Consider the following 10,667-nt stretch of genomic DNA (forward strand, 5'->3'; position numbering starts at 1 on the left):
AACCTCCTTGTATTTTGTCGAAAGGTTTCAGATACTACTGGTTATCTTGCGTCGCCAGACAAATTATTCAGGTGGCCGGCTTGGACCGGAATCGGTGGCCGGAATGAAACGGAATTGGTGGCCGACTTGCACCGGAATCCGCACGCCACTTTTTACGTCAACTGAAGCAGGCATTAACTGTCCAATATTAGTTCGGAATATAAAATAATAATATGATCTCGTTTAATGAAATAAACAGTAACTATATATCCGAAAATCCACCTAAATCTAATATCTTATGTATCGGTGGAAGTCCTAGAAAAGGTGGGAATTCAGATGTGCTTTTGACGAATGTTTTACAAGAAGTAAATGAATCTAAAGTAAATTATGATATTGCCCAATTACGAGATTTTCAATTCCAGCCATGTGTCGGTTGCGAGAAATGCAGAAAAGACAAAATATGTACAGGATTAGCTGATGGAATGTCCTTGCTTTATCCAAAAATAATTGATGCCAAAGGGTTAGTGCTTGTATCACCTACACACAATTACAATATTACAGCAATAATGAAAGCCTTTATTGATCGTCTGTATTGTTTCTACAACTTTGACAATAAAAATCGTCCTGGTCAATGGTCAAGTCAACTGAAGAATCAAGGGCGAAAAGCAGTCATAGTGGCGGTATGTGAACAAAAAGAAAAAAAGGATATGGGATTCACGCTTGATGCCATGCGCCTTCCCCTTGAAGCTCTTGGCTATGAAATAGTAGATGAACTTGCAGTTTTTGGTGTTTTTTCAAAGGGAAAAGTAAAAGAAAAAACAGACGTCTTGGTGAAAGCCTCGATGATAGGAACAAAATTGGCAGAATCAATTACTTGATAAATACATCAGTTAACAAGGCGCTGCAAGAACTGCGGGCAGCGCGGTTTTTCGAAATTCAGCCTTGTTGCTTAAATTCCAGGTAAATCAAATGAATCTGAAATGTTTTTCACGCTCCCTGCCAAAGATTGTGAGTTGCTGTTAGACGGTTTAGAACGCACACAAAAAAAGGGAACACGATATCCTGTACAGAGTTATCTGATTTATCAACCACCAGCTATAAAACCCATGAAGATTCTTGAAGAAAAGTTGTCTGACTTGTAAAAACGTAATAAATTTAACCTGTTAATGAAGTTAAAATCCCAGCGGGCATTATGCATTTCAAATACTATTATGAACAATTTTGAACCCATTATTGGATATACACCAGGTGTAATAGGAAGAGTTGTTGAATTACATGCAAAATTCTATGCATCACATTGGAATTTTGGACTGTTTTTTGAAGCAAAAGTGGCAATTGAACTTTCTAAGTTCATGAATGACTATAATAAATCAAAAGACCGTATTTGGTCTTTACCTGTAAACAGCAATATCGAAGGATCAATCACTATTGATGGTACTTCTGAAAATAAGAATATTGCTCATTTACGTTGGTTTATCGTGTCGGACAAATTAAAAGGGAAAGGGGCCGGAAATTATCTAATGGATCAAGCTGTTTCCTTTTGCAAAGACGTTGGATATGAAAAAGTGTATCTTTGCACTTTTCAGGGGCTTGCACCTGCAAAGCATCTTTATGAGAAATTTGGGTTTGTCTTGACTAATGAGTGTTTTGGTGAACAATGGGGAACAACCGTTACTGAACAACGTTTTGATTTAGATTTGTAAAATTTTAACCTTCTAAATGCATAACAATATTATTGATAAATAGGTCATTGGGTATGTTTATAGACGATCGTGAAAATGCTCGGGTCTCGGAAGGTTTTTCCACATCACTCTCTGCGTATAAGGCTAACGGAACAGATTTAGCGTTTGGTAGAAATCTTCATAAAAAAAAGCCGAACCAGGCTCTTCACTTGAGTAGGACAATGAAATATCTTACAGCTCTTTTTTTCATGATAGTGTTATTCCCGATATCTGCAATAGCGCATACCACGACCCTTATCCAGCACATAAATAAAGACGGCCAGAAAACTGTCAAGGTTCTTCATTTTCATCCCTTTACTGGTACCAACCTTATGGGGATACGTTTAGGCGCTGAAGATTCAAAATACCTTAAAGGATTGAATTCAATTTTTATAATTCACGATGGAGAAGAAAGAAATTTACATGCTGTCGCCATCCCCGATTATTATACCGTGAGAGGTGAGAAAAGAGAGACCTACACAATCCCGGTAAATAAAAAAAGTGGCTTTTTTAAACCTGGTGACTACATCATCGTTGTCAAGCATGAAGCTCACTGGAAAAAAAATGAAGATCTTTACCGGCAGAAAATTGCGAAACTTTGTCTTAATTATTATGGAGTTACCACTGACTGGCCGAAGAGGGTGCTCAAGAATATACCTGAAATAATACCATTAGTTCGACCATACAGTGTGCACGCTGGAAGTCTTTTCAGAGCCGAGGCCGTCAATGACGAAGGCAGACAAATTGCCCACGCAAAGATACAAATTGAATATCTGAACTATACATCAGGCGATACAGAACTTGATACAACCACAGCCGGGGTCATCAAGGAAGATATTGGGGATACCTTTATTTTTACAGACAGCAGCGGGAGTTTTTCATTTATTCCACCAAAAGAAGGTGTATGGACATTCACTCTGGTGGATGGAGACAACAATAAATTCATCCAGGGGAAAAGGCTTGAATATGATTCCTCTATTTCAATAGTGGTTAAATAGGATGAGATGGCCCCCCAACAACCTGGAAAAGAGGATTACATCCCATTCTCATGGCAAATGAAGATAATGGAATAATGAGAAAGCTGGAAATTTCTGTAGAGCCGATTGAGCTCTATAAAATCCTCAAGTTCGAAAATCTGGTTTCTAGTGGCGGTGAAGCGAAGTTTGTCATCGCCGCAGGCCAGGTTTTGGTAAATGGGAAGGTAGAAACCAGGAAAAGAAAAAAGCTGGTTTCAGGCGATATGGTAGAATTCGGGGAAGAAAAAATTTACATAAAGCGTAACTATTCAGCTTTAGCCAGCTAGCAGCTTGATTCCGCAGGGAACTGAATTTTTTTCACGAAAACCGGGAGACAGATTAAATTTTTTCATTTTGAGATGGTACTAAAATCAATTAAAGATCGATATTGTTCGGTGAAAATCATTCTGTCCCCGAAAAAGAAAAAATAAAATCTGTCCCCTGCAGGTAAAGACAACCTTGCTGAATAGTTACCATAAAGCTTAAAAATCATCCCCCAGCGTCACCAGCCAGCCAGTCAGAGATCAGCCGATAAGACAGGGTTCCTTTAAACGGCAACTTCAGGCTGCCCTGCTTAATTCCCCGCCGGACCTCTTCCCGGCTGAACCAGCACACCTCTTCCAGCTCTTGATCAGCACAAAATATCTCCCCGGACTCAAATTCAGCGGTAAAACCCAGCATCAGGGAAGCAGGAAAAGGCCAGGGCTGGGAGGCAAAGTATTCCACTGATCGAATCCTGATGCCGGATTCCTCCCTGACTTCACGTTTCACCGCCGCCTCCAAAGTTTCCCCCGGTTCAACGAAACCGGCCAGAACGGAATACATACCCCTCGGCCAGCTTGCCTGGCGGGCCATCAGGCAACGTTCCTCCCGGCAGACCCGCATGATCACCGCCGGATCGGTACGGGGGAAATTTTGCTGCCCGCAGGAAGAATTGCTGCAGGCAAGGAGATGGCCACCTTCCCCACTGACCATAATCGAACCACAGAAACCGCAATAACGGTTTCGCCGGTGCCAGAAGGTCATGGCTCGGGCATAGGCCAGCAGGGCATAATCTGCTTCGGCCACCTGAGGCAGAACCCGGCGGAGGTTGTGAAAGGTACCGAAAGGAGCAAGGCGCTCAGGGACCATTTCATCATCGGTAGGCAATTCGAGAGTAAACCAGCTTTGCTGATTAGAAATCCCCAGCAAAATGACAGGAGCCGCCAACAAAAGCAGATCGCCCAGATCGGCTGCTGAGAGGAAAGTCGGCCGGAGTGATTCTTCCCCGACAAAGAGATTTTGCGAACGCCAGCAGGGAAGAAAACTGGTATCCGGATCTTGCAGCTTTTCAGCCAGCCAGATGGCATCGCGGCGACGGGCAGCCACCCGATCAAAATTTAGTATAATGCTCATCTCAAGCGGAAAAATGTTTTTTCACATACTCTTTCAGGGAACTGCCAAAATCCACTTGCCAACCACCCTGGTAGACAATCGTTGAAGCCAGCTCGCTGGCCAGCATGGCATACCGGTATTTTGGTGGCAGTCGTTTTAACCGCAGGCGGTATTTCCGGTTTTCACTGATGAAGGCCGGCAGATGGGCCAGGAGAACGGGCCGGAAACGGTTATGCTGAACCAGCTCGGGATGGGACTGAAAATAACTGAACAGCTCATTGTAATGTTCGTTGATTTCCGTACTGATGCCATTGGCTATTTCCGTATAAGGAATGCTCCCTGCCGCTTCCCGGTAACGGCGGAAAATCAGTCGGGCTTCATCCCGGGCCCGCCGTTCAAGAATGCCCAGGACATCGGCCACATAGGCATCCTTATGGGTTAAAAACTCCTTTTCGCTGAGCAGCAGGTTGGCAATAATCTCATAGGAAGATGAAATAACCCCGCATTTATTGGCGGCGGCATCCCTAATAACCACCACCCCATGCTGCTGAATTTCCAGCCGGGCGGCCGGGGTGATATAGGAATTTGCCCCTTCGACAATCGCCCGGCAACTGGGTTTCCAATCGGCAGTGAACAGCCGTGACCAGTTCTGCTCATCAATAGTTTCCGGACGGCCACCGGCCGGGATAAATAAATCGGCCGGAACCGAAAAAATAAGCCCGTCGAAATCCCGGTGAAATTCATCTGACGTGATCCACTGTTCTTCGACCCCGTTTTCCGTCCGCATTACTTTACGAAAAAGTTCCACCAGCCCCTCCCGGCGGGTTACTTTGCGAAAAAGAATAAAGCCGCCGGGAGAAAGATGTTCCGGATCAAAATCATTAATATTGGCTTTCAACACCAGGCGGCCCAATTCCTGATGATCCAGGCCCTGGGGATCATAAGCCGCCCCTGAACCGGCTACCACCAGTTTAATCATCACTTCAGGACAGCGTTCCAGGAGCAGGCGCATGCAGTTGCCAGCCACATCACCATTGGGACCGCCGGTAATTTTGACCGAAAAGGAATCGCTATGCATATCAACGCCCAGTTCCTCCATAGTAATTTCGGCAAATGCGGTAACCCCCAGCGAGGTTACCCCGTACTGCTTATGATTGATCCCCACCTCTTTACTGGAGATCAATCCCGGCCCCAGCAGATATCCACGTTTGACTGACTGCCGGGCTATCAGTTCGATCATGCTGTCGTGCATATTTTCATCAGGACCAAGCTCGATGGGCTCATCCTCACCATAATAATCAATAATTTTCGGATGTTTCACCCGGCTGTTTTCGGTAATGAAGATATCCAGAAAAGCATTCAGAAAACCATACTGAAGTTTGTAGAGGCGCTGGGTTATGAGACCCCGGTCATCAATATCCGAAACATCCAGGACCACTCCCATTTTCGAACCGCCTTCATAAATATCTTTATTCTTCAGATGCTGGGTATGGGCGAGGACAAAAACCTCCCGAAAAAGGGAACTGGCATTGGTGAGGAAATCATCAGAGGTCCGACAGATAATGGTTCGCCAGCCCCCGCGGGCAATATCCGAAAAACCCACATGGTAACCGGCTCCGTAGCGACCATAAAAATAGGTTATTCTGAACGGTTTCCCGGCCGGCAGATCACTGGTAAATTCAACCGCCATTTTTTCCAGATAAGCAGGGTCGAGGCGGAAAGCCAGGGCATGCTTTTCGGGAACAAAAAAATTGGTTTTCAACGTGTAATGAATGAGCAGGAGAGCGGTGGAAAAGATAACCCGCCGGTATTCATCCATGTGCCGATGGCCGGTATTAAATCCTTTTATTTCCAACTCCAGCTGTTCATAAGCTTCCTGGTATTGTGATTCACGATCATCCACACCCGGCTGAAAACGGAGGAAGAACAATTGGGCTAAACGAAGCATGACTTCCGGATGTTGATAAAAAGCCCGCTTGATTTCCCCCAGGTCATAGAGATCCGGCTGGTTATGGGCAAGGTTTGTATGGCAGAAGGCAATCATGGCATTGCTCAGTGACGCTTCTTCACCGGTGACCACCCCTTTGATGAGAAAATTATTATACATACGCCCGGTATTGGCCAGAATCTGGCTGTTGTACAACTCGGCTTTCAAATTATCATAGAGAGTTGAATCCTTAATGAGCAACTCGCCGTGACGGGTGGCGATGTAAAAGGTCCCGAGGAAATACGGAGTGGTTCCATTACTGATATTCAAAGAATAGGCCCGCCGCACCCCTATATCCAAACGATTGAAAATCTCCATGATCTGGACCAGGAAACCATGTTCCGGCGGATTCCCGACGGCAAACAAAAGTCTCGACTCCTGATGACGGGTGACATCCTCACTGTTTTCCACATCCAGATAAAGACCATTATGCTTGCAGACCTGCTGGTAAAGCCAGATGATCCTGGCCACCCGTTCAGCCGGTGAAATGCGGATATATTTTTCATTATTCAACCACAGGAGACGGAAAATCCGGTCGAAATCAGAGAAAGCAAATTCGGCGTAGCTATGGGGCATGATCTGGGTAACTGTCTCTTTGAACTTTCGGGGAATCCGTGTCCGGCCGGCAGCGGCGATTTCTTGATGAGTTTTTCGGTCAAATTCAAAGCGCTGGATTTCCAGAGGGCTATCGGTCCCGGGAATCGAACGGTAGGAATGACATACTTCGGCATAGGAAATCTCTTTCTCCTGCAGCTGCATGAAGGATTGATGGAGGGAGCCAGGACGGCTGAGGCTGGCCTGGATCAGCTGACGCTCCTGATCAGCAACCACCAGCCGCCGGTTGTGGGCCACCGTATGCAGACCGCTGACCAGATTGGCCAGGGCATCATGCTCGCCGGCCATGGTAATAAAAAAATAGGGATTCAGATTTGCCTGGAGCCAGTCAAAATTTTTCTCCCCCTGGAGACAGCGCTCATCAAGGATCTGTTTGATTTCCCGAGACATTTCATTTTTCAGTTTTTTCAACAGGGCGTCCATCAATCCACCTCCAAAATATATCCTAGGATTTTTATTTTTCACTTTTGCTATGATTTATTAAGTTCCACATGTCAATCAGTTCCTTACCACATCATGTACGGACACACAACTTAGGCGAGAAAAAAATTTGACACAAATATCAACAAACGGATTTTATCCCCGGTGATTGATTCAAAGAGACTTTCTCACCAGCAATACTACACATTCAATATGGTAGGTGTGGGGAAACATATCAACCGGCTGGACAGATAAAACCTGAAAGCCTCCGGCAGCCAGGACCTGCAGATCACGACAGAGCGTCGCCAGGTCACAGGAGACATAAATAATTTTTTGCGTCCGGCTGGAAACCAGCTGGTTTAACAGCCTCCGGTCACACCCCTGCCGAGGGGGATCAATAATGACCGTATCAAGCCGAGGCAAGGTTGCTGCCAGGGAAGCAAATTCATCTTCTGCCCGGCCGGCAATCCAGGAAACATTATCAATCCCTTGAGCTTCAGCATTGAAACGGGCATCCCTGATCGCGCCAGCAGATGATTCAACCCCATAAACCCGGTCAAAAAAGTCAGAGAGTGAAAGAGAAAAAAGCCCGACGCCACTGAATAAATCAAGCAGCACTTTCCCCGGCGGATCAAACAGCAAAAACTTTTCAATCACCTTGAGCAATATTTCAGTCTGGCGGGTATTGGTCTGGAAAAAAGAGTTCCCGGTAACCTGAAAATCCCGCCCGCCACAATGGATAATCACCTGCTCAGCCACCAGATCAACAATCTTTTTCCGGCCGGCAAAGATAAACCCCGGCAGATCGGTACTGATCCGGACTGGCTGGCCGCTGTCCGCAGAATGAGCACTGCGCACCGCAATGGAGGTCACCTTTCGCTGCCGCAGCCAGGAAAAATGATCCCGCAGGGCAATGACGCACTCGCTTAAAAATCTGTTATTCCCCCGACTAAGCGCCAGACACTCGCCCTTGGGCTGGGCAAAAATATCAACCACCTGGTGAGATTGCCGGGCAAAAAAACCGAGTTCCAGGGTTTTGCTTCCCGCGAGAGTACACTTAACGGTTGCTTTATTGCGATAATGGACAGGATTGGACATGGGAAGGATGCCCGGGATATCCACCAAATTACTTTTTAAAGCATGGCGAATGCTTTCAGCAACCAGGGCAGTTTTAATCTCCAGCTGGGCGGCGTAATCCAGGTGCAGCCATTGGCAGCCACCACAACCATTAAGGAAAAAAGGGCAGGAAGGAGTAACTCGAGAGGATGAAGGGGAGACAATCTCCAGCAGTTCAGCCCGGGCAAAATTCTTTTTCCGGCGGGTAATCCGAACTTTAACTACATCTTGAGGTGCCGTCCGGGGGACAAAAACTGCCAACTGGTCCAGGTGACCAAGACCATCGCCGCCGTTTACCAGCTTTTCAATCTTCAAGGTGACAATATCACTGACGGCAGCCGGCATAATTAACGATTTTTCCCTTCCAGAACTACTTTCGGATATTTACCTTTTTTCGCTGATTCTGCGTAAAGCTTGAACAGAAAAGAAATTATGCTTAAATGTGTGACTACCGGCACTGACTGAACAGAAATAAACCTGCTTTATTTCTGCTGATTCCTGCCGAAAATAAAACTATTAACAGCTTACAGGTTATTTTCTTGTTAAAAAACGCGGAGGGGAAAAACCATGTCTGCAGACGGCAATAACAGCCATATTCAGGTAATACATGATCATGAGCCTGATTACACCAGGCCCCTATATCATTATTCTGACGCGGTCCAGGAAAAACTCCGGAAACGACTGACATTCATCTATAATGAGGAAACCGCGGAACGCTACTTGCCGGAGCTGGAAAGAATATTACAGGTTTATTACGCCCATAAACCTCTTGATATGATTGAAGAGGAAGCCAACTATAACCCCGCAAACCGGTTTACGGAAAAAGATGTGATCCTGATAACCTACGGGGACCTGCTTCAGGGTGAAGAACCTTCACCGTTGACCACCCTGAAAAATTTTTGTGAAACGTATCTTGAAGGAACTATCAACACGGTACATATCCTGCCATTTTTTCCCTATTCATCGGATCGGGGATTTTCCATTATTGATTTCAATACTGTCGACCCAAAGTTGGGAACCTGGAACGACATCAGGGAACTGGGCCAACATTATCGGCTGATGTTTGACGGCGTCATCAACCATATTTCCGCCAAAAGCCGCTGGTTCCAGGAATTTCTTAATGGGAACCCCTATTATAAAAACTTTTTCATCACCTTTGACTCCCCGGATGACTTGACCGAAGAACAGCGTCACCTGATTTTTCGCCCCCGAACTTCGGATATCCTGGTAAAATTTGCGACTATCAATGGCCCAGCCTATGTCTGGGCGACATTTTCCGCTGACCAGATTGACCTGAATTATAAAAACCCTGACGTACTGATGCGGGTGCTTGAAGTTCTGCTCCTGTATGTCTGCCATGGGGCTTCCATCATTCGGCTGGACGCCGTCACCTTCCTGTGGGCGGAACCCGGTACCCGGTGCGTCCACCTGGAAGAAACACATGAAATTGTTAAGTTATTCCGAGACATCCTCGATGCTGTGGCCCCGCGGGTAGCCCTGATCACCGAAACTAACGTTCCCCATGAGGAAAATATCTCCTATTTCGGCAATGGCCATGACGAAGCCCAGATGGTCTACAATTTTGCCCTGCCACCGCTGGTATTGCATACCTTTTACGCCGAAGACGCCACAGCTCTTTCCCGTTGGGCCTCGGGGCTTGATACGAATTCACCAACCACCACTTTTTTTAATTTCCTTGATTCCCATGATGGCATTGGCCTGATGGCGGTAAAAAATATCCTCAACTGGGAAGAACTCGATAATATTGTCAAAAAAACCCTGGATCACGGCGGATTTATTTCCTATAAAACCGGGAGTAATGGCCAGGAAGAACCCTATGAAGCCAATATTACCTGGTTCAGTGCTTTGAGCCATGATGAAGAAGATCATGGAGATCTGGCTTTTCAGGTAAAACGGTTTGTGGCTTCCCGCTGCATAGCCCTGGTGCTTCCCGGGGTCCCGGGAATCTATTTACACAGCCTGATCGGCAGCAAAAATGATGTGGAATCGGTGCTGAAAACCGATTCAAAACGGGATATCAACCGAAGGGTTATTGATGGAAAGCTGATAACTGAAGCCCTGCAGGACCCTTTATCAAAAATTTCCCGCATCAGTCGGGAACTGGGACGCTTGATTACCATCCGGGGGCGCAAACGGGCTTTTCATCCCGGCGGAAAGCAGCAAATCCTATCACTGGCACCGACAGTCTTTTCCGTCCTGCGGCTGGCTCCCGAGGGAGATCAATTCATCCTGGCGCTGATCAATGTAGCCAACAAAGCATGTCACCTGGAAATTGACTGTACCCGCTTAAAACTGGAAGATGTGTGTATCGTGGAAAACCACTGGTATGATATTGTCAGCGGCATGGAGTGGCTGGCGGAAGACGGAGAGCTTTCCATCACCATGATGCCCTATGATGTCATGTGGCTGGAGTCTTGT

Annotated in this window: 8 protein-coding genes; 5 read left to right on the plus strand and 3 right to left on the minus strand. The window is 46.2% G+C overall.

Features of this window, described 5'->3' with window-relative positions:
* The first annotated feature begins 212 nt into the window (after positions 1 to 212).
* From U9P07_08180 to U9P07_08195, 4 genes are all read left to right on the plus strand, one after another.
* Positions 213 to 857, plus strand: a complete 645-nt coding sequence (locus U9P07_08180; GenBank protein MEA2109378.1) for a flavodoxin family protein — start codon at positions 213 to 215, stop codon at positions 855 to 857.
* Between the two features lie 333 nt (positions 858 to 1,190).
* On the plus strand, positions 1,191 to 1,682 hold the full coding sequence (locus U9P07_08185) for a GNAT family N-acetyltransferase (GenBank protein ID MEA2109379.1): 492 nt from the start codon (positions 1,191 to 1,193) through the stop codon (positions 1,680 to 1,682).
* A 53-nt stretch (positions 1,683 to 1,735) separates the two neighbouring features.
* Positions 1,736 to 2,698: a DUF4198 domain-containing protein gene (locus U9P07_08190; protein ID MEA2109380.1), complete on the plus strand. Its 963-nt coding sequence runs from the start codon at positions 1,736 to 1,738 to the stop codon at positions 2,696 to 2,698.
* A 74-nt stretch (positions 2,699 to 2,772) separates the two neighbouring features.
* Complete coding sequence (locus tag U9P07_08195; protein MEA2109381.1) at positions 2,773 to 3,003, plus strand: RNA-binding S4 domain-containing protein; 231 nt, start codon at positions 2,773 to 2,775, stop codon at positions 3,001 to 3,003.
* Positions 3,004 to 3,205: 202 nt separating this feature from the next.
* Here the strand turns inward: U9P07_08195 and nudC are convergent, their stop codons facing one another.
* The 3 genes from nudC to U9P07_08210 all read right to left on the minus strand — a co-directional run bounded on the left by nudC (position 3,206) and on the right by U9P07_08210 (position 8,573).
* Entirely contained in the window at positions 3,206 to 4,111 is a 906-nt protein-coding gene (gene nudC / locus U9P07_08200) for an NAD(+) diphosphatase (GenBank protein ID MEA2109382.1), read from the minus strand.
* Position 4,112: 1 nt separating this feature from the next.
* Positions 4,113 to 7,115, minus strand: coding sequence for an NAD-glutamate dehydrogenase (locus U9P07_08205; protein ID MEA2109383.1), 3,003 nt, complete (start codon positions 7,113 to 7,115; stop codon positions 4,113 to 4,115).
* A gap of 171 nt (positions 7,116 to 7,286) precedes the next feature.
* On the minus strand, positions 7,287 to 8,573 hold the full coding sequence (locus U9P07_08210; GenBank protein ID MEA2109384.1) for a class I SAM-dependent RNA methyltransferase: 1,287 nt from the start codon (positions 8,571 to 8,573) through the stop codon (positions 7,287 to 7,289).
* A gap of 222 nt (positions 8,574 to 8,795) precedes the next feature.
* On the opposite strand from U9P07_08210, the gene U9P07_08215 reads away from it, so the two are divergent.
* Positions 8,796 to 10,667: sugar phosphorylase (locus U9P07_08215; protein MEA2109385.1), on the plus strand; the 1,872-nt coding region annotated here is incomplete at its 3' end.

The sequence above is a fragment of the Pseudomonadota bacterium genome, assembly GCA_034660915.1.
GTDB lineage: Bacteria > Desulfobacterota > Anaeroferrophillalia > Anaeroferrophillales > Anaeroferrophillaceae > DQWO01.

Bases quoted from the DNA above. Each gene is read 5' to 3' on its own strand.
- nudC (MEA2109382.1), bottom strand. From the start codon at position 4,111: ATGAGCATTATACTAAATTTTGATCGGGTGGCTGCCCGTCGCCGCGAT.
- U9P07_08190 (MEA2109380.1), top strand. From the start codon at position 1,736: ATGTTTATAGACGATCGTGAAAATGCTCGGGTCTCGGAAGGTTTTTCC.
- U9P07_08210 (MEA2109384.1), bottom strand. From the start codon at position 8,573: ATGCCGGCTGCCGTCAGTGATATTGTCACCTTGAAGATTGAAAAGCTG.
- U9P07_08180 (MEA2109378.1), top strand. From the start codon at position 213: ATGATCTCGTTTAATGAAATAAACAGTAACTATATATCCGAAAATCCA.
- U9P07_08205 (MEA2109383.1), bottom strand. From the start codon at position 7,115: ATGGACGCCCTGTTGAAAAAACTGAAAAATGAAATGTCTCGGGAAATC.
- U9P07_08185 (MEA2109379.1), top strand. From the start codon at position 1,191: ATGAACAATTTTGAACCCATTATTGGATATACACCAGGTGTAATAGGA.
- U9P07_08195 (MEA2109381.1), top strand. From the start codon at position 2,773: ATGAGAAAGCTGGAAATTTCTGTAGAGCCGATTGAGCTCTATAAAATC.